Source organism: Myroides sp. DW712 (genome assembly GCF_046557355.1).
Taxonomy (GTDB): domain Bacteria; phylum Bacteroidota; class Bacteroidia; order Flavobacteriales; family Flavobacteriaceae; genus Flavobacterium.
In genome coordinates, this window is record NZ_JBKFDO010000007.1 from 159,570 (window position 1) to 179,326 (window position 19,757).

A 19,757-nucleotide genomic window follows, 5' to 3' on the forward strand; every position below is an offset into this window, starting at 1 on the left:
TTGCTTGATTTCCTATACATCTAGCAATTCTCCTGGTATTTCCTATAGCGTATTAGTAACACTTTAAAGACATTCTTATGCTTAATAAAATCATTAAGTATTTCTTACATAATCGATTAATTACGATGCTAATCCTAATTATCGTTATTGTATGGGGGTTAATTACCGCCCCTTTTACTTGGCATCAAAACCTATTGCCAAGTGACCCCGTTCCAGTAGATGCCATTCCTGATATTGGTGAAAACCAACAAATTGTAGCTACAGAATGGATGGGACGATCTCCCAAAGACATACAAGAACAAATTACTTATCCTTTAACGACTTCTTTATTGGGGGTACCAGGAGTAAAAACCATTCGAAGTAGTTCGATGTTTGGTATGTCTTTCATCTACATCATTTTTGAAGAGGATGTAGAGTTCTATTGGAGTCGATCCCGTATTTTAGAAAAATTAAACTCCTTACCTGCGGGAACTTTACCCGAGGGAGCTATCCCAACCTTAGGGCCTGATGCAACAGCCTTAGGTCAAGTGTATTGGTACACCTTAGAAGGTCGAAACCCCCAAACGGGAGAACCTACGGGTGGTTGGGATCCTGATGAATTGCGCACCATTCAAGACTTCTATGCCAAATACAATTTAGCCGCTGCTGAAGGGGTCGCAGAAGTTGCGTCTATCGGAGGATATGTGAAAGAATATCAGGTCGAAGTAAAACCTGATGCCCTGCGCGCTTATAAGGTCTCTATTATGGATGTTATGACCGCTATCCAAAAGAGCAATCTCGACATTGGTGCAGAAACGATAGAGATTAATAAAGCTGAATATTTAGTCCGCGGTTTAGGTTACATTAAAAGCGTCCAAGACTTAGAAGAGGCCGTAGTAACGGTACGAAATAATGTGCCAGTAAAAATCAAAGACGTGGCTTTCGTCAATTTAGGTCCAGCTACTCGACGAGGCGGTTTAGATAAAGAAGGGATTGAGGCCGTTGGTGGTGTGGTAGTTGCTCGCTATGGAGCTAACCCGATGAAAGTGATTGACAATGTAAAAAGTAAAATCGCGGCTATGGAAGCTGGTCTTCCTCAGAAAACACTCGCAGATGGCACGATTTCCAAAGTAACTGTCGTTCCTTTTTACGACCGTTCAGGATTGATTAAAGAAACTATTGGAACACTTGAAACTGCATTAGCGCATGAAATACTCATTTGTATTATCGTTGTGATTGTCTTGGTTATCAACCTCCGCGCTTCGGTTATTATTTCCAGTATCCTCCCTATTGGTGTATTGGCCACCTTTATTATCATGAAATACATGGGAATTGAGGCCAATATTGTTGCACTCTCAGGAATCGCCATTGCTATTGGCGTCATGGTAGATGTAGGAGTCGTCTTTGTGGAGAGTATCATTCGGCACATGGAAGAAGAGCGAGAACGTGGAGTAGAAAGCCGTGGACAAGCCTTTGTTAATCTCATTGTCAAAGCCGTATCCGAAGTTTCTGGTGCTTTGTCAACCGCTATGCTGACAACCATTATCAGTTTCTTGCCTGTTTTTGCCATGGAAGCTCAGGAAGGTAAACTTTTTAAACCTTTAGCCTATACTAAAACATTTGCCTTAGTTTCTGCGTTTATCTTGGGAATTATCATCCTACCTACGCTGGCCTATTACATCTATTCCATCAAAATAGACAAAGCTAAAGTGCGTAAAATTACCAACTATAGCTTGTGTGTATTGGGAATTGCTTTATGGATTTACACGGGTATTTTTACAGCCCTTGCCCTAACATTAGTCGGAATCAACAACCTATATACCCCAAAATGGCGGAATGAAAAAACAGCCAATTACATCAATGTGGGCATCACCTTATTCGTGGCCGTTTACTATCTTGCTGTTGAATGGTTACCTTTAGGAACCCAAGCAAGTACAAGTCTAAATTTCGCCTTTGTTGTCTTAGCTATTGGTGCTATTTTAGGCGTTTTATGGTTATTGGTGATTTACTATGAACAGATTCTGAGTTGGGCGTTAGCAAATCGCTGGAAATTCATGGCTATTCCCATTATTACGGTCATTTTTGGTATGCTCGTTTGGTTGGGCTTCAACACCTCTTTTGGTTTTGTTGCTAAAGGATTTGAAACCATTGGCTGGAAATCCTTTCGTGAAACTGCCTTTTGGCAAAAGTCATCCGAAACCTTCCCAGGGATTGGCGAAGAGTTTATGCCGAGTCTAAACGAGGGATCTTTCTTGTTGATGCCAACGAGTATGCCGCATACGGGAATTGAACAAAACTTAGCTTTTATTCAAACCTTAGATAAACGCATTCAAAACATTCCAGAAGTAGAGCTGACCGTTGGAAAATGGGGTCGTGTAAATTCTGCCCTTGACCCTGCTCCTACACAAATGTTTGAAAATACCATCAATTATAAACCTGAGTATTTCTTAGATGAAAATGGGCATCGCGAGCGCTTTAAAGTAACTAAATCAGGAGATTTTGAACTGCGCAATGGTTCAACTTATAACGTAGCCCATGGATACCGTCAAATTCCAAGAGATAGTTTAATTGCAGATAAAAATGGAAAATTCTTTAGACAATGGCGTCCTGAAATTAAAAATGCAGCCGATATTTGGCAGCAAATAGTCAATGTTTCCCATCTCCCTGGCTTGACCTCCGCTCCTAAATTACAGCCAATTGAAGCGCGTTTGGTTATGTTATCTACAGGGATGCGCGCACCCATGGGACTCAAAGTATCAGGTCCAGACTTAGAATCGATTGAAGAAGGAGGAAAAGCCTTAGAAACAGCCTTAAAAGACATTCCATCCATTATGCCGTCGACCGTGTTTTACGATCGCGCAGTTGGGGCACCTTATGTAGAGATTCACCTGAATCGAAACAATATGGCGCGCTATGGCATTACCGTTGCGGATCTACAAGAAGTATTAGGTGCTGCTGTTGGAGGAATGCAATTAACCACTACGGTTGAAGGACGCGAACGCTTCCCCGTTCGTTTACGTTATCCAAGAGAATTGCGCGATAGCCCTGAAGCTTTGGGGACAATATTGATTCCAACGGCTACAGGAGTTCAAATTCCCCTTCGTGACGTAGCTGATATCGGTTATGCCAAAGGATCCCAAATGATTCAAAGTGAAAATACCTTTTTACTCGGTTATGTCATTTTTGACAAAATCAGCGGAAAAGCAGAGGTTGATGTAGTACGTGAAGCCAATCAAATGCTAAAAACAAAAGTAGAATCGGGTGAACTAACACTACCTAAAGGAGTAACCTATGCATTCGCTGGGAATTACGAACAACAAGAACGCGCAGCACAGCGCTTGCTCATCGTTGTACCCCTAAGTTTGTTAGCCATTTTATTGATTTTGTACTTCCAATTTAAGACCATTACGGCATCCTTGATTCACTTTTCAGGGGTATTTGTAGCTTTTGCCGGTGGGTTTATCTTGTTGTGGTTGTATGGACAACCGTGGTTCATGAATTTTTCTATTGGCGACATGAATATGCGAGATTTATTCCAGATGCACAGCATCAATTTGAGTATCGCCGTTTGGGTTGGATTTATTGCGCTCTTTGGTTTGGCGACCAATGATGGAGTACTAATGGGCACGTATATACACGATACATTTGAAGCACGTGACCCTAAAACAAAACACGAGATTCGAGAGGCTGTTGTATATGCAGGATTAAAGCGTGTACGCCCAGCTGCGATGACTACAGCAACGGCCTTAATTGCACTACTTCCCGTCATGACCTCGACGGGAAAAGGAGCTGAAATTATGATTCCCATGGCGATTCCCACCTTCGGAGGGATGCTAATTCAATCCATGACCATGTTTGTGGTTCCGGTATTTCAATGCTGGTGGAGAGAATGGGCTATCAAAAAAGAACAAAATCAAACTAAAAAATTCGTTGAAAATGAATAAGATACATCCTCTATTTTTTATTGTTGTAGGACTATTTATTTCTACGACAGCACTATGGGCCCAGGATCAAAAGGTTGATTCTTTGGCGTATTACACCCAATTGGCCCTTGAAAATAATCCCGGAATACAAGCACAGCGCTTAGCGCATGAAGCGTTTTTGGAAAAAATACCACAGGCAGGAGCCTTTGAAGATCCAGAGCTCTCTATGGGGTTCTATACCAAACCCATGGATATTGTGGGAGGAAGACAAATTGGAGACCTCACCTTAATGCAAATGCTCCCTTGGTTTGGAACGAAAAAATCAGCCAAAAAAGAAGCCAATCACATGGCGAGTATGCAACTGCAACAGTATAGAGAAGCACAAGAAGCCGTTATATTACAAGTGCATACGCAATGGTATACGTTACAAAAGTTACAGCAGCAGGTAAATAATGCGAAGCAAAATAAAAAGCTATTGGAACAGTTGGAACAATTGGCTTTACAGAAATTTTCTGCCCCTTCTGGTGCGGTAGCTTCGAATAGCATGGCTTTGGTTACACCTACCGTGGCAACCCCATCCAATAGCAACAGCAGTGGTATGGGAGGCATGAATATGGGGGGTGGAGCTTCCACAAACCCATCCTCTCCTACTTCGTCATCTACATCCTCAAGCAGTAGTGCTATGAGTGGAATGAGTACAGGTGGTGGCTCTGGCATGTCTGACGTTTTACGCATTCGACTGGAAACCATCGAAATAGAAAACACCGTCGAAAGTCTACAAGCCCAAATCAAAGCAGAAAAGGTTAAATTCAACGCCTTGCTTGATCAAGAAATACATCAGGCCATAACCATTCCGCAAGAAATAGAAAAAGTGCCTTTTTTCTTAACGGATGAGGAAGCAAAAACGATGATTGAAAGTAACAATCCCATGCTCGCCATGCTGACCGAAGAAGGACTAGCCTACCGTGCCAAATCGGAAATGGATAAGAAAATGAGCTATCCAATGATTGGATTAGGCGTTCAATACATGATTATTGGCAAAACTAATGATCCTATGCTTGCCATGGGGGATATGAATGGAAAGGATATGATTATGCCTATGGTGACTGTATCCCTACCTATTTTTAGAAAAAAATACAAGGCTCAACAAGAAGAAGGTAAAAAATGGTGGAAATCCAGCGAGGAGAAATACAAAGACACGTACAATACGTTACTGGCCTCTTACTACAGCTTTAAAAATCAGGTAGAAGATGCCGAACGCACCCTTGTCCTTTTAGAAAAACAAACCACCTTGGCTGAAACGACCTTCAATCTAATTGTCAAGGAATTTGTAACGGGAAAAAGTGATTTGACCAATGTCATTCAAGTGCAACGTCAATTGCTCGACTACCAGCTAAAGAAAGCCGAAGCCATCGCCAACTACAATACGTTGGTCGCTTCGATTGAAAATATTACCGCAACAACGAACGAGTTAGAATAGAAATAAAATGAGTAAATTAAACGATATAGTACAAAATAACGCAGTAAAATACGGAGCTATTTTACTCGTTGGATTACTCTTGGGGTGGTTGGTCTTTGGTGGATCAGCCACTCATGAGCACAATGGAGAAGAAGCGCCAACTGAAGAAGCTGCTACGGTATGGACGTGTTCCATGCACCCGCAAATCAAAATGGATAAACCAGGAAAATGCCCTTTATGTGCGATGGATTTAATTCCACTAAAATCTGCTGGCGGTGGCGATGATGCGATTGACGATGATGCCATTCAAATGTCCAAAGAAGCCATAGCCTTAGCGAATATTCAAACCACTGTGGTGGGCCGACAAGATGCAGTAAAAGACTTGCAACTCTACGGAACCATACAAGTTGATGAACGCCTACAACAATCGCAAACCTCTCACGTGAACGGTCGTATAGAGAAGTTATTCATCAATTTTACGGGAGAATCTGTTAAACAAGGACAACTTATTGCTACGATTTATTCCCCCGATTTACTCAATGCCCAACAAGAGTTGTTAGAAGCACAGAAATTGACCGATTTTCAACCGATGCTCCTCGACGCAGCCAAAGAGAAATTGAGGTTGTGGAAGATGTCAGAATCGCAAATCAACAAAATTCTCTCTACAGGAAAAGTCTCTCCTTATGTGAGCATTACAGCCAATACCAGTGGAATCGTAACAGCCAAAAACGTCAACCAAGGGGATTATATCAACCAAGGTTCGGTTCTGTATAGTATTTCCAATATGAACAAACTGTGGGCCGTTTTTGAGGCCTATGAAGCAGATTTGCCTTTCTTAAAAGAAGGAGATATGTTAGAATACACCCTTCAGAGTATCCCTGGAAAAGTGTACCGTGGAAAAATATCTTTTATCAATCCGATTATTGATGCTACGTCACGTACTGCAAAAATTCGCGTAGAAGCAGATAACAAAGATCAAGCGCTAAAACCCGAGATGTATGCCACAGCAACGGTTCAAGCGCCTGTACGAGAGCACAACAACCAGTTGGTGATACCTAAATCAGCTGTCTTGTGGACAGGAAAACGCTCGGTTATTTACGTCAAACAACCCCATACAAATACCCCAGCATTCAAAATGAGAGAAATTGTATTAGGCCCTTCATTAGGGGATAATTACGTGGTCACTTCAGGGCTAAAAGACGGCGAAGAGCTTGTAACCCGAGGCGTATTTACGGTGGATTCTAGCGCCCAATTGGAAGGAAAGCCCAGCATGATGAACAACGATACCCCTACAATCACTAGTGCCGCGGATGAGGGGCATGCCATGCTACAGGTAAAGGGGAATTGTGTGATGTGTAAAGAGCGCATTGAAACAGCAGCAAAAAGCGTAACAGGTGTTTCTGTTGCCAACTGGGACGTCAATGCCAAAGTATTACACCTCAACTTTGACAAGACAAAAACCGATGAAAAAAAGATTAGCAAAATCATTGCAGCCGCTGGTCATGATACGGCTTTAGACAAGGCCCAAGACAAGGCCTATAACAGTCTGCATGGTTGTTGCCAATATGAACGCTAATTTTAATTGAGAAACCCAGGATAATCGCTAAAAAGAGAGGTATACAATTTTCTAATGGTCAATTAGTTATTTGATTATTTTCATTTTTATGCAATTATCCTTGGTGTTTCTATAAAAAATAGAATATCTTTGCCCCATCAAAATGAGAAAGTCTTAATACAATCTCTTCTTGATTTGTTTTAAATCTCCGTGATTTAATGGTCCAGTAGCTCAGCTGGATAGAGCAACTGCCTTCTAAGCAGTAGGTCTCAGGTTCGAATCCTGACTGGATCACAAAAAAGCCTTTGGGAAACCAAAGGCTTTTTTTATTTTAATCATTATAAATCGAATCCCTAGCCCTTTATTTCACTTGCTATATTTCATTCTAACCTTAGTGTTTTCTTGCTTTTATTAACCGATCGGTAACGGATAGACAACAAAAGGCAAGAACGATAAACAACACCGCAATTGCGTAGATATAGTTTCCCATGCGATGTAGTATATCCGTTACTTTATCTATCACCTTCTCTTCAACTACTTCTCCATTTTCTAATTCTACCTGTAAAAACATCTCCTGAATATTCTCTTTGCTTAATTGAAGATTAAGTAGGTTTTTATCATTTGAGAACTTAATACTATCTGAATAGACGAATACATTTCTCTTGTAAGGATCTACAAGATTTAAAACTTTTATATAGGTTCCGTATGGAACAGTTCCGAAAGTAAATACGACTCCATTTTTTTGATCATGCTGGGAAATAATCGTTTCTATTTTATGTTGTGCTTGCTGTAAAAGTTCTTGATCTTCTGCAGCATCTCCCGTAAACTCAAGCACCTCAAATACAACACCTTCAAATGGCCCTCCGCCAAAACAATCATAAAAACTAGCATCTTCAAAAAAAACATCTATTCCCCTATAGTCGCAACTAGCTATTGTTTGCTGAATATAGAAATACCCCAATATGGGCAAAAACAACAGCGTAATCATACCGGGAACATAGTACTTTCTCATTTGAAATAGATGAAACAATTCTAACTAAAAATAGACAATTATTTTAAATTAGTTGAGAAGATGAATTACATTTTATTTATTTAATTCGTGAATTAGAATATTCATCATTCACTATTAAAAACAAACGGAATAAATTCACATATACCCCATTATTACCAAAAAAAACAGTAAAAAAATAACACTGAATAATACAAATCTTATATTAATCAATTATATCTACCTTTGCAATTATTATAAAAACAAAATTAACTTAAATTAGCAATTACAATGAAGCCTATTCTCTCAATAAGCAAAAGGTATATTCTGTTCGCTTTTATCCTTTTTTTCCTACTATCTTGCGCTAACGATGATAACGATTATCTAAATAAACAGGTAGAGAATGATTTACACAAAACAGAACTTAAATTAAAGAAAATCATACACGAACAACTAATACCCAATACTACAGGGCAAGGAGAAAAGCTCCAGACTAGCACTACTACCTTTGCTTATGCTTCAAATGGATATTTGGAAAAACTAACAAAAATACACGACTATATGCCCGATATCGAATATGGCTATTACAGCTATGAAGGTAAAAATGTCGTATCGAGATCTTTTTACATGACCGCTTTTTTGTATTTCAAAGAGGATTTTTTTTATGAAAATGATTTAATTAGTAAATCAATTAGCATTTATCCAAAAATTGGAACTATAAATACAGTGCTTTATACCTATAATAAAGACAAAGATTTAATTGGTACCGAGCATTATATAGGCAATGAATCCATCCCGAACCAAACAGTTACTTATCATTATAATAGTGCGAAAAACATCATCACAATAACTAGCACATTTAAAGACGGTTACAGTGAAACAGGAACGAATTGGTTAGACGATAAAAACAATCCTAGTAAATATACACTTCCCGATAATTATTTAAAAATATTTGTAGGAGGAAACAAGAATATAAGAAAAGTCAATGATATTGACTATCACTATATCTATAATAAATATAGTTACCCTACACAATCTGATGACTATATGGGTAGACGCTACTACGAATATTACCAACCCTGAAAAAAACAATTACTTTAGCGCTTTCATGTAAGGTCAAATCTAGCTATTGCCCCTCTTCTTTTATCCCATAACAAACCAAATACAAGACGTGGCATACAAACAAAGCCAATCCTGTTAAAAGCAATAGGTCAACAGGAATCAGGTTCGTAACAGCCGAGATAATAAACGTTAACATCAACTGCAAAGATCCGAGTAAAGCGGAAGCCGAACCACTCGTTTCAACAAAGGGTTCGAGGGCTAATTTTGTCGTAGCAGGGAATAAAATTCCCAACGTAAAAACAATAAAAAACAAGGGCACTAATAGCCATTCAATGGACCGTTCTGTGATACAAAACCCTAAGAAAACAAGGCTTCCTACCAATCCGAAGATCGTAGTATACAAAATAATCTGACGAATAGACCACCAACGGGTAAAGGCACTCGATACCCAAGCCCCCAGCATTAATCCTACCGCATTAAAAGCAAAAATATAGCTAAAGGTTGCAGAGGATAACTGACCATACTCCATAATCAAATAGGGCGCATTGGCTAAGTAAATCATTAAAACACTATAGGTTACACTCCCAATCAAGGTGTATTTTAAAAAGGTTTTCACCTGCAAAACACTTGTAAAATCCTGCACAAGGTTTCGCTTTTGAATAGTTGCTGTCTTTACTTTGGTTTCGGGTAAAAAGAACACAACGAGGAGTAAAGAAAGAACCCCGAGAACAAAGAGCGTCACAAAGGTAGATTGCCAACTGAAATGAGAGACTAAGAAATTTCCAGCCACTGGTCCTATAATTGGAGCCACACCTGCAATAATAGCTAAGAGGGAGAATACGCGCATGGTGTCCTCCTGCTCAAAGTATTCATTGACAATAGCTCTAGCAATCACCACACCCGCACAACCCGCAAAGGCTTGAAAGAAGCGTGCCACCCAAAACTGTTCAATACTAACAGCATAAATACAGGCTATTGTTGCGGCTATAAAAAGCAATAACGAGGCAATTGTAGGCCATTTTCGACCATATTTGTCGGATATAATTCCCCAAAACAATTGACCTACCGCAAACCCTGCTAAAAAGGTAGAAATGGAAAACTGAACAGCTTTCAAATCGGTTTGATAGTACTGTGCCATTTTCAGAAATCCTGGCAAATACAAATCAATACTAAAAGGCTCTAACGCAGATAAAAGGGCTAATATAAGCACCACAATAAACTGCTGTTTCTTTAACTTGCTCATCTTATTTTCTTGAAGCGACAAAAATACTCCGCCTACAAAAAGCAAACCTTATCTAAATGAGACTTATTCTTGGACTTTTTTCACCTGTGTTCGAAAATCTTTTGGGGTTTGTCCTGTGCATTTTTTGAAAAAACGATTGAAATAGGTCACATCAGAGAAATTTAACGCATGTGCAATTCGTTGAATCGTATCCTCACTATAACCAACCAATCGCTTAGCTTCTAACAACAATCGTTCTTGTAGTTGCTGTTTTACTGTCTTGCCAATCGCTTGAAATACGATTTCATTCATGCGCTTGACTGAAAGGGAAACTTGATCCGCATAAAACTCATTGTTTCGTTGGGTACTATAGTACTCTTCAATAAGCTGTAGTATTTTATGCACGCGCTCATCCAATACTACATGCTGCTGGGAGATCAACGGGAGATCCTGTAAATGGACGATGCACAGTTGTAAATACTGCTCTAAAACAGTAGGTCGCTTGAAAGAATTAAATTCGATTTCTATTAGCAAATGTAAATACTCTAACCGTTGTATTTGATCCGTTGTAACCGCAAATTTCAATTGATGATGTCCCGTAAACGAGCGCTGCTTCGCTTCTTTAAACAACACGCTGTGAAAGTAATGCTTATCAATAGCCAGGCAATACCCTCTACTATAACGCGTATCTAACTGATGGACTTGCCCAGGGTAAATAATCCAAATTTCATGGGGATTTACAGGATAAGAAATAAAGTCAATTTCTTGATGATGGGGCGTTACGACCTCCGTAAACCAATAGATTTGATAAAAATCGTATTGGTAATGCCCTTCCACTTCAAAAAGATCTCCAATAGCTTCAATGCGATAAAATTCGATGGGAATCTCCTTATCGACTTGTTGCACGCGAACAACTGTTTGCTTGGTCTTTCTGTGTCTATTAGATTCAGTCATCTTCCCTTGTGATCAAGTATCATAGGTTCACTTGATTTCACACAAAGATACCATTTAATAAAACACCTTAACAAGACCTACAGTATAAATACCTAAATAGTTAATAATGAGCTGGTTTTTATAAAAATCAACAAATAACACTTATCTTAAAGGAACCAATTTTTAATTTATAACTTATGAAAAACTTAATTTTAACCCTGACATTTCTCTTGTCATGGGGAGCGTTTGCACAACCAACAGAAGATAGATGGGAACCCAGACCGGATATGGAAGGATGGAGGACCTATGAATTTTATACCTGTGACAGTAATGGACATCGTATTACAGATCGTAGAAATCCCAAGTACAAAAAATTCACAGTAGAAATACTTGTGACAATTTATGGCACACCACCTACAGGAATCTTATATACTGTTGTTCAGCAAGTTTCCGATCAAATCTGTAAATATGGAAGCCTTCAGTATTTTTATCCCAATGTAAGAATCTTGGATATCGAATATTCAACCTATATTGGAACAGGAGATCCTTTTGGACCTATTGAAGTAATCGACTCAAGTAGTCCTATAAAACCAGTAAAAACCAGGTAAATGTATTGGACTATAAGTAACAAGAAAGGCTCGAAAATTCGAGCCTTTTTTTATTTACTTTACAGTTGTGTCAGGGTTACTACATGTGTATGTGGTACTTTAAAATGCTGTACCCCATCGCTAAAAATATAGTGGTTGACTTTTTGGTTGTCTGAATAATCCAGCGCAATCAATTTTTCATCTCGCCTAATGGCTTGCATTTTTCCGTTGCGCTCTTCTCGGTACGAAACCGTAAACCTTTTTCCTACTAATGCGCCAATACTAGCAGTATCTAGCTCCAAAATCTCATTTGAGGTCATATTTTTGTTTTTTTATATGATATAACTACCAATATACTAAAAATTAACCAGATAAGCAAATAACGCATTTATACTCAACACTATGCATGCTCTAAACTCTTTCTCTTAACGAACTACTATAACAGAAAGAACAATTTTATTTTTCTACTTTCATCTCTAAGACAACAGCAATCCACATATAAAAAAAGTCTTTGGTTTCCCAAAGACTTTTTTTTATTTTGCTTGAATGAGCTCATCCAAAGTGACTCTAAACTTAGCACTATTCCAATCCGCGGCTCTAAACTTCTTAACGACGATATTTCCTTTTTTGTCGATTACATAAGAAGCGGGTAAGGAAGTTGAATATAACGCAGCAGGCGGACCGTCCTGTTGAAAATAGGTAGGCAACGTATAGCCGTGTTTTTCTTTAAAAGCTTTTACCTTATCCGCTGAATCGGTAGTGACAAACAAAAAGACAACACTGTTTTTATAATCGTCATACAGTGCTTGAAAACTCGGTTTTTCTGCAATACAAGGGGGACACCAGGTCGCCCAGAAATTAAGTACCACCACTTTTCCCTTGGTTTGGGCCATGTCAAATACACGTCCTTCTTCATCTAATAAAGTCCACCCCTTCAAGCTTACCTGCTCTACATCTTCTTGCTTCTCTAAACTGGGACTCATGGCTACTAGTCGATTCACCCAAACCTTAAACGTTGTCCCCAATGGAGTGAATAACAGCACAAAAAGAATAAGGACAAAAATCAGATTGCCAATCCATCCTTTTTTCTTTCTTTCTCCTTTATTAAACATACCTAAATTTATTTAGCATAAATATATAAACTTTATACCCATATTGCCAAATAAAAATAATTAATTTTATTTTTAATATCTTTTAACCTTTTTTATTTAATAAATTGATAATATTATTCTTTAAACATATCATCAAAGGTAATTTCTTTCCTTCCTGGCAATACAATATTTAAAATAATACCAATAATGGAAGCTAAAGCCATTCCCTCAATGGACATTAAATCACCGATATGGATAGCCGCTCCTCCAATTCCAATGATTAAAATAACCGAAGAGATAATGAGGTTGCGTTTTACTTTAAAATCAACTTTATTTTCAACCAACATACGCAAGCCACTCGACGCGATAATTCCAAATAACAAAATGGAAACTCCGCCCATAACTGGCGAAGGAATTGTGGCCAGCAAAGCGGTAATTTTACCACAAAATCCAAATAAAATAGCAAAACAAGCTGCCCCAATGAACACATAAATACTAAAGGCACGGGTAATGGCTAAAACGCCAATATTTTCTCCATAGGTTGTATTCGGTGGACCACCAATCAAGGAAGCTAACATCGTAGCCACACCATCTCCTAACATCGAACGATCTAAACCTGGATCGTTAATTAAATCTTTGTTTACCACTTTACTCAACACCAATTGATGACCAATGTGCTCTGCAATCGGAACGATGGCCACAGGCAACATCACAAACACCACGTAAAGTGTAACCGTTGGGGTATAATCGACGAAGGGAATAGTAAAATTGGGGATTTGAAACCAAGAAGCTTCCAGTACAGGAACAAAGTTCACTACACCTATGCTAGCCGAAAAAGCATAACCACCGATAATTCCAACTAAAACGGGAATAACACTCAAAAAACCTTTGGTAAAAATAGCCGCAATAATGGTAATGGCTAGGGTAACGAGTCCAATAGTGACATAGGTAATATCATATTCACCCAAAGGATTATTCGTAATCATGCCTACAGCCGTACTGGCCAAGCCCAACCCTATGACCATAATAACTGGACCTACCACAATTGGAGGCAGTAATTTCATCAGCCAATTGGTTCCTGCTTTTGCAATTAAAAGTGCTACTAACGAATAAACAACTCCGACTAAAAAACTACCGACCAAAAAACTTCCTACAGGAACCTCATTTGTCGTAACCTGTTCCATGGCTTTAATGGCTATAATCGGATTAATAAAAGCAAAAGATGACCCTAAATAAGACGGTACTTTTCCTCTAGTAATGGCGATAAACACCAACGTACCAATTCCACTGGATATTAAGGCAATGGCAGGATCCATTCCCGTTAAGGTTGGTACTAATACCGTTGCTCCAAACATGGCAAATAGGTGTTGAATACTCAACAACAACCACTGCCCTGCTTTGGGCTTTTCATCAATGGCCAATACAATTTTTTGCTCGTTATTTTCGTTCATGTTGTTCGTTATTTAAAAACAGGTACGAAAATAGCGCATTTTCTGCCAAAATAGAAACAATAGACGCGTTTCCTTCCTATTTAGCAGCTGTACTTCTCGTTGTGGCATAGGTAGATACCAAGGCAAAAGCAGCCAAAAAAATCAAGGTGAGAAAGAATCCACCCCAATTGTCGTTATTAATAAAAAATCCCGTTGAACTTCCAATCAACGTCGACCCCATATAGTAGAAAAACCAATACAACGCAGTAGCCGAGCTTTTGGCTTTTCCTCCCAATTGGGTTACAACGCGACTCGCAATGGTGTGTCCACTGAAAAAAGCGATTGTAAAAATAGTCAATCCTAAAAGGATGACAAATAGGTTATCCCCATACATTAAGCCAAGTCCTAGCAATAACAAACTCAAAGCGAAGAGCAAAATATTTTTTGCTGCATAGCGATCCGATAGTCGCCCTGCTACGAGATTACCCACAATTCCAAAAGCATACATCAAGAAAATCAACGCAATGATATAATGCGGGAGATGGTAAGGGGGAGCTTCTAATTTAAAGCCCAAATAGTTGTAAATACTCACAAAAGTACCCATCAAGCAAATCGCTACCACATACATCGCCAAAATCCGCTTATTTCGAAAAATACTGCGCATCTGGCTTATTTTTTTATTGAACTTAATTTTCTGAGGTTGAAAAAAGTGAGAGTCAGGAAAGATATAGTAAAACACAATAGCGATAGCAAAGGCCAGTAAGCCGATGGTAAGCACTGCAATTTGCCAGTTAAACCAACCGCTCACTAAGGCAGCAATAATTCGACCAAACATACCGCCAAACGTATTTCCTGCTAAGTAAAAACTAATCGCTGTTCCAATAGATTTAGCATCGATCTCTTCGGCTAAATAAGCTAAGGTAACCGCTGAAACACCTGATAGGCAGATGCCCTTGATGAAATTGATATTAATCAGCAGCGAAAAGTCATAAACAAAAACGGACAATAAGGTCAACAACATAGAAGTTATCAATGAAAATAACATCACCTCTTTTCGAGGGTAACGATCTGCAATAAAAGCAAATAGCAGTAATCCAATAGCCATCCCAAAAGTGGAAGCAGAAACTAAATAGCTACTTTCAGCTGGAGTTACGGCAAAGAAATGGGTAATTTCTGATAAAAGGGGTTGATAGTTATACAGCTGTGCGAATACAGAAACTCCAATTAAAAAGATTCCCCATTTGATTCGCTTGTAGCGCACACTCCCTTTGACTGCTTTTTCTGCTTCGCTAAAATCAATATAAGCGGTTGTTGCCATTTTTATCTTGATATTTGAAGTAAAGGTAAACTTATGTTCTAAATTTGTAAAACGGTATTTTTCTATAACATCAATCGATAAAACCGATTAACTCATGGAACTCAGACAACTCAAATACTTTTTAAAAGCAAAAGAACTGCTCAATTTTACAGAAGCGGCAAGAGAACTCTATATTACACAGAGCACACTCTCTCAACAGATTAAGCAATTGGAAGATGAATTGGGAATCCCTCTATTTGATCGCATTGGTAAACGCGTATCGATTACAGAAGCAGGAGAGCTCTTCGCTACTTATGCCGAAAAAAGTATTCAAGCCTCTAATGATGGTAAATTAATCTTGGACGATTTAAAGCAAGTCAATACAGGTACGCTGAGTATTGGCTTAACTTGGGGACTCAAATCTATTGTCATTAACGCCTTCAAAAATTTTATTGAACAATTTCCTAAGATTAAACTCCAGGTGACTTTTGGCACAACTACAGAGCTCATTGAAGCACTCCTCAAACAGGAGATTGATTTTGCGTTGACCTTTTATGAAGACAAACACAGGGATGAATTAATCCATGAACCCATTATGAGTTCAGCTATGGCAGTCATTGTCTCTGCTCATAGCCCCTTAGCAACAAAAAAGAGCATGAATTTTAACGAGGTGGAAAAACTCACCCTAGCCCTTCCTGTCAAAGGGTTTAATACCCGCGACTTCTTAGATCGTCAATTTGAAAAACACAAGGTAAAACCCAATATTGCGGTAGAAGTGAACTATACAGCTACTATTGTAGATTTAGTTCGCACTGGGGCTTTTGAAACCATCTTAACCTTAGCTACGGTACACGGTGAAAAAGACTTATGTGCTATTCCTATTCGAGGAACCAATATGAAGCGAGAAGCAGTGACCTTGCGTCTAAAAGACAGTTACCAGAAAAAAGCTGCTATTTATTTTATTGATTTATTGAAAGCCGAAGATACGGAAGAGTATAATCAATTATGATTGAGAGAGATCGGAAATGGGTGATGGGTTCAAATCTAACTCAATATAAGCATTCAAAAATGCATAAAAAAGATAAGGGGAATTGCTTGTGCAATTCCCCTTATCTTTTTTATATCTATTATGGTCTACTCGATAGCAAAAGATGAAATAATTTTCAATCAGTCGTTTTCAATTCACAGTAAAAACCACTTCTTTCTCATTTCCCTTCGCCCATCTCCAACAAAATACTACTTAGTCGAAATGGGTGTAAACTTTGTTAAGTTGATTCCCTCTACAGAAGCTTTATACTCTTCCATAGTTGGGATTCTACCTAAAATAGCAGAAAGCACAACTACAGGTGTTGAAGCTAGTAAAGATTCTCCTTTTTTACGTTCTGAATCTTCTACTACACGTCCTTGGAATAGACGAGTTGAAGTAGCCATTACCGTATCACCTTTTGCTGCTTTCTCTTGGTTCCCCATACATAAGTTACAACCAGGGCGCTCTAAATACATGATATTCTCATATTCTGTACGCGCGTTGTTTTTAGGTAAAAGGTCGCTGAATTCGAATCCAGAGTACTTCTGTAAGTATTCCCAATCTCCTTCTGCTTTCAACTCATCAATGATATTGTACGTTGGTGCTGCTACGACAAGTGGTGCATTGAATTTCACTGAACCTGTTTGTTTTTCGATGTTTTTCAACATTTGAGAAACAATTTTTAAGTCATCCTTGTGTACCATACAAGATCCTACGAATCCTAAATCTACTTTTTTATCTCCACCATAGAAAGAAAGCTCTCTAATGGTATCGTGTGTATAGCGTTTCGAAACATCTTCGTTGTTTACATCTGGATCGGCAATCATCGGTTGGTCAATGATATCAAGATCAACAACTACCTCAGCATAGTATTTCGCATTTGCATCTGGTGTTAACGCTGGTTTTGCTCCCGAGCGAATTTCTTCAATACGCTTGTTTGCACGATCGATTAACCCTTGTAATACGTGGTTTCTATTCTCCATTCCTTTATCGATCATGATTTGGATACGGCTTTTTGCAATTTCCAATGATTCGATAAGTGTTTCATCTTGAGAAATACAGATGGATGCTTTCGCTTTCATCTCTGCTGTCCAGTCTGTGAATGTAAACGCTTGATCTGCAAGTAAAGTACCGATATGAACTTCGATAATTCTTCCTTGGAAAACGTTCTCTCCACCAAACTGTTGTAACATTTGCGCTTGTGTAGCATGTACCACATCACGGAAATCCATGTGTTCTTTCATGCTTCCTTTGAACGTTACTTTTACTGATTCTGGAATTGGCATGGACGCTTCTCCAGTTGCTAACGCTAAAGCTACTGTTCCTGAATCCGCTCCAAAAGCTACCCCTTTAGACATTCTCGTATGAGAATCTCCTCCGATGATGATTGCCCACTCATCCACTGTAATATCGTTTAATACTTTGTGGATAACGTCTGTCATTGCATGGTATTCTCCTTTTGGATCACGAGCCGTGATTAAACCGAAATCGTTCATGAACTTCATTAATTTCGGGATATTCGCTTGTGCTTTTTTATCCCAAACTGATGCTGTGTGACATCCCGATTGGTATGCCCCGTCAACAATTGGAGAAATCACAGTTGCAGCCATTGCTTCTAACTCTTGCGCTGTCATTAATCCTGTTGTATCTTGAGATCCAACAATATTTACTTCTACGCGAACGTCAGAACCTGCGTGTAATACTTTTCCTTTGGTTACTCCTACAGCATTTCTGTTGAAGATTTTTTCTACTGCTGTTAATCCTTGTCCTTCGATAGAAATCTCTTTAGAAGGAGCAAATACTACTGGTGCATCAACACCTAATACGTTTGCAGCAAATGTTTGGATTTTTTTACCAAATACGATAGCATAGGATCCACCTGCTTTGATAAACTCCATTTTTTGAGGCGTTAAAGCTTTCGAAATATCGATTAACTCTTGGTCTCCGTTGTATAATTTTTTTGTTTTTGTATTAATTGTCAAGACTGTTCCTGTTGCTACAGAGTAAACCTCTTCTAAGATAGGCTCGTCTTTTTCGTTGCGCATTACGTTTCCGTTTTCGTCAACTTTTTTCACCCAGTTTTTAAGGTCGATTCCGATTCCTCCTGTCACGTCAACTGTTGTTAAGAAGATAGGAGAAATTCCGTTTGTACCTGCTACAATTGGAGCAATATTTACGAACGGTACATATGGACTTGCTTGTTTACCTGTCCAAAGTGCCACGTTGTTTACCCCTGACATTCTTGAAGAACCTACTCCCATTGTCCCTTTTTCCGCGATTAACATCACTTTTTTACCTGGGTGTTGTGCTTGTAAGTCTTTGATTGCTTGTTGAGCCTCTGGTGTAATCATACACAATCCGTGTAATTCACGGTCTGCACGAGAGTGTGCCTGGTTTCCTGGAGAAAGTAAATCCGTAGAAATATCCCCTTCACCTGCGATGAACGTTACCACTTCAATTTTTTCGTCTACTTCTGGTAATTTCGTAAAGAATTCTGCTTTTGCATAGCTCTCTAAGATCTCTTTTGCAATGGCATTTCCTTTTTCAAAAGCTTCTTTTAGACGATTCGTATCTGCATCATACAAATACACTTGTGTTTTCAATACTTTAGCTGCTTCTTGAGCAATTGCTAAGTCTTGTCCTAACGCTAAATCTAAAAGCACTTCGATAGAAGGTCCTCCCTTCATGTGTGATAACAACTCAAAAGCGAATGCTGGTGTAATTTCACTCACTACAGCCTCACCTAAGATGATTTCTTTTAAAAATTTAGCTTTCACACCAGCGGCACTTGTTGTACCTGGTAAAACGTTGTAAATAAAAAGTTGAAGTGATTCCGCGCGATCTGCATGCGCTGTATCTTTGATTTGTGCTATAATTTCGCTTAAAAGCTCAGCACCATCAATTGGCTTAGGGTTAAGTCCTTGATTTTTTCTTTCTTCAATCTCGTTGATGTAATCCTTATAAAAGCTCATAATTCAGGTCTATTACTTACAGGTTACTGAAAATCAATGACTTTCCATCCCCTATAACTGATTATTTTGTATTAGTTATTTTTTCACTTGTACTTCTTCTCTTCTTGTTCTGTTGGTCACTGCTTTTTCTATACGAAAGCGAAAATAAAAAACTTACCGTTTACCACGCAAAGAGAATGGTTGACTTGTATTTTAATTTTTGTTGTCGCAAATTTAATCAATCTAATTAATT

General features: G+C 38.7%; 14 protein-coding genes and 1 tRNA gene. 7 read left to right on the forward strand and 8 right to left on the reverse strand.

The window, feature by feature from the left end:
- The first annotated feature begins 77 nt into the window (after positions 1-77).
- The 4 genes from ACLJX0_RS07715 to ACLJX0_RS07730 all read left to right on the forward strand — a co-directional run bounded on the left by ACLJX0_RS07715 (position 78) and on the right by ACLJX0_RS07730 (position 7,210).
- Positions 78-3,923 carry an efflux RND transporter permease subunit gene (locus ACLJX0_RS07715; protein WP_410879608.1) on the forward strand — a complete coding sequence of 1,282 codons (3,846 nt, stop codon included), beginning with the start codon at positions 78-80 and terminating at the stop codon, positions 3,921-3,923.
- Positions 3,916-5,382 (forward strand): TolC family protein, encoded by a 1,467-nt coding sequence (locus ACLJX0_RS07720; protein ID WP_410879609.1) that lies wholly within the window; start codon positions 3,916-3,918, stop codon positions 5,380-5,382. The genes ACLJX0_RS07715 and ACLJX0_RS07720 overlap by 8 nt, the downstream gene beginning before the upstream one ends.
- A gap of 7 nt (positions 5,383-5,389) precedes the next feature.
- Complete coding sequence (locus ACLJX0_RS07725; RefSeq protein WP_410879610.1) at positions 5,390-6,937, forward strand: efflux RND transporter periplasmic adaptor subunit; 1,548 nt, start codon at positions 5,390-5,392, stop codon at positions 6,935-6,937.
- 199 nt (positions 6,938-7,136) lie between these two features.
- Positions 7,137-7,210, forward strand: a tRNA-Arg gene (locus ACLJX0_RS07730).
- 97 nt (positions 7,211-7,307) lie between these two features.
- Here the strand turns inward: ACLJX0_RS07730 and ACLJX0_RS07735 are convergent.
- Positions 7,308-7,928: a hypothetical protein gene (locus ACLJX0_RS07735; protein WP_410879611.1), complete on the reverse strand. Its 621-nt coding sequence runs from the start codon at positions 7,926-7,928 to the stop codon at positions 7,308-7,310.
- 267 nt (positions 7,929-8,195) lie between these two features.
- Here ACLJX0_RS07735 and ACLJX0_RS07740 point away from each other — a divergent pair, with 267 nt between their 5' ends.
- Positions 8,196-8,987, forward strand: a complete 792-nt coding sequence (locus ACLJX0_RS07740) for a hypothetical protein (RefSeq protein WP_410879612.1) — start codon at positions 8,196-8,198, stop codon at positions 8,985-8,987.
- Positions 8,988-9,030: 43 nt separating this feature from the next.
- On the opposite strand, the gene ACLJX0_RS07745 is transcribed toward ACLJX0_RS07740, so the two are convergent.
- Together ACLJX0_RS07745 and ACLJX0_RS07750 are read right to left on the reverse strand one after the other, a co-directional pair.
- The gene (locus ACLJX0_RS07745; RefSeq protein ID WP_410879613.1) at positions 9,031-10,209 is read right to left on the reverse strand and encodes a multidrug effflux MFS transporter; all 1,179 of its coding nucleotides are present in this window, start codon (positions 10,207-10,209) and stop codon (positions 9,031-9,033) included.
- A gap of 63 nt (positions 10,210-10,272) precedes the next feature.
- Positions 10,273-11,142, reverse strand: coding sequence for a helix-turn-helix domain-containing protein (locus ACLJX0_RS07750; protein WP_410879614.1), 870 nt, complete (start codon positions 11,140-11,142; stop codon positions 10,273-10,275).
- Positions 11,143-11,318: 176 nt separating this feature from the next.
- Between ACLJX0_RS07750 and ACLJX0_RS07755 the strand changes: the two genes are divergently transcribed.
- Entirely contained in the window at positions 11,319-11,729 is a 411-nt protein-coding gene (locus ACLJX0_RS07755) for a hypothetical protein (RefSeq protein ID WP_410879615.1), read from the forward strand.
- A 59-nt stretch (positions 11,730-11,788) separates the two neighbouring features.
- Here the strand turns inward: ACLJX0_RS07755 and ACLJX0_RS07760 are convergent, their stop codons facing one another.
- The 4 genes from ACLJX0_RS07760 to ACLJX0_RS07775 form a co-directional block, all read right to left on the reverse strand.
- Positions 11,789-12,028: a hypothetical protein gene (locus ACLJX0_RS07760; RefSeq protein ID WP_410879616.1), complete on the reverse strand. Its 240-nt coding sequence runs from the start codon at positions 12,026-12,028 to the stop codon at positions 11,789-11,791.
- Positions 12,029-12,241: 213 nt separating this feature from the next.
- A complete protein-coding gene (locus ACLJX0_RS07765) occupies positions 12,242-12,820 on the reverse strand; it encodes a TlpA family protein disulfide reductase (RefSeq protein ID WP_410879617.1) in 579 nt (192 codons plus the stop codon).
- 113 nt (positions 12,821-12,933) lie between these two features.
- Entirely contained in the window at positions 12,934-14,250 is a 1,317-nt protein-coding gene (locus ACLJX0_RS07770) for a solute carrier family 23 protein (RefSeq protein ID WP_410879618.1), read from the reverse strand.
- Between the two features lie 76 nt (positions 14,251-14,326).
- Positions 14,327-15,547 (reverse strand): MFS transporter, encoded by a 1,221-nt coding sequence (locus ACLJX0_RS07775; RefSeq protein ID WP_410879619.1) that lies wholly within the window; start codon positions 15,545-15,547, stop codon positions 14,327-14,329.
- Positions 15,548-15,641: 94 nt separating this feature from the next.
- Here ACLJX0_RS07775 and ACLJX0_RS07780 point away from each other — a divergent pair, with 94 nt between their 5' ends.
- Entirely contained in the window at positions 15,642-16,535 is an 894-nt protein-coding gene (locus ACLJX0_RS07780; protein ID WP_410879620.1) for a LysR substrate-binding domain-containing protein, read from the forward strand.
- A gap of 227 nt (positions 16,536-16,762) precedes the next feature.
- Here ACLJX0_RS07780 and ACLJX0_RS07785 read toward each other — a convergent pair whose 3' ends face one another.
- Positions 16,763-19,525: a bifunctional aconitate hydratase 2/2-methylisocitrate dehydratase gene (locus tag ACLJX0_RS07785; RefSeq protein WP_410879621.1), complete on the reverse strand. Its 2,763-nt coding sequence runs from the start codon at positions 19,523-19,525 to the stop codon at positions 16,763-16,765.
- Between the last annotated feature and the right edge of the window lie 232 nt (positions 19,526-19,757).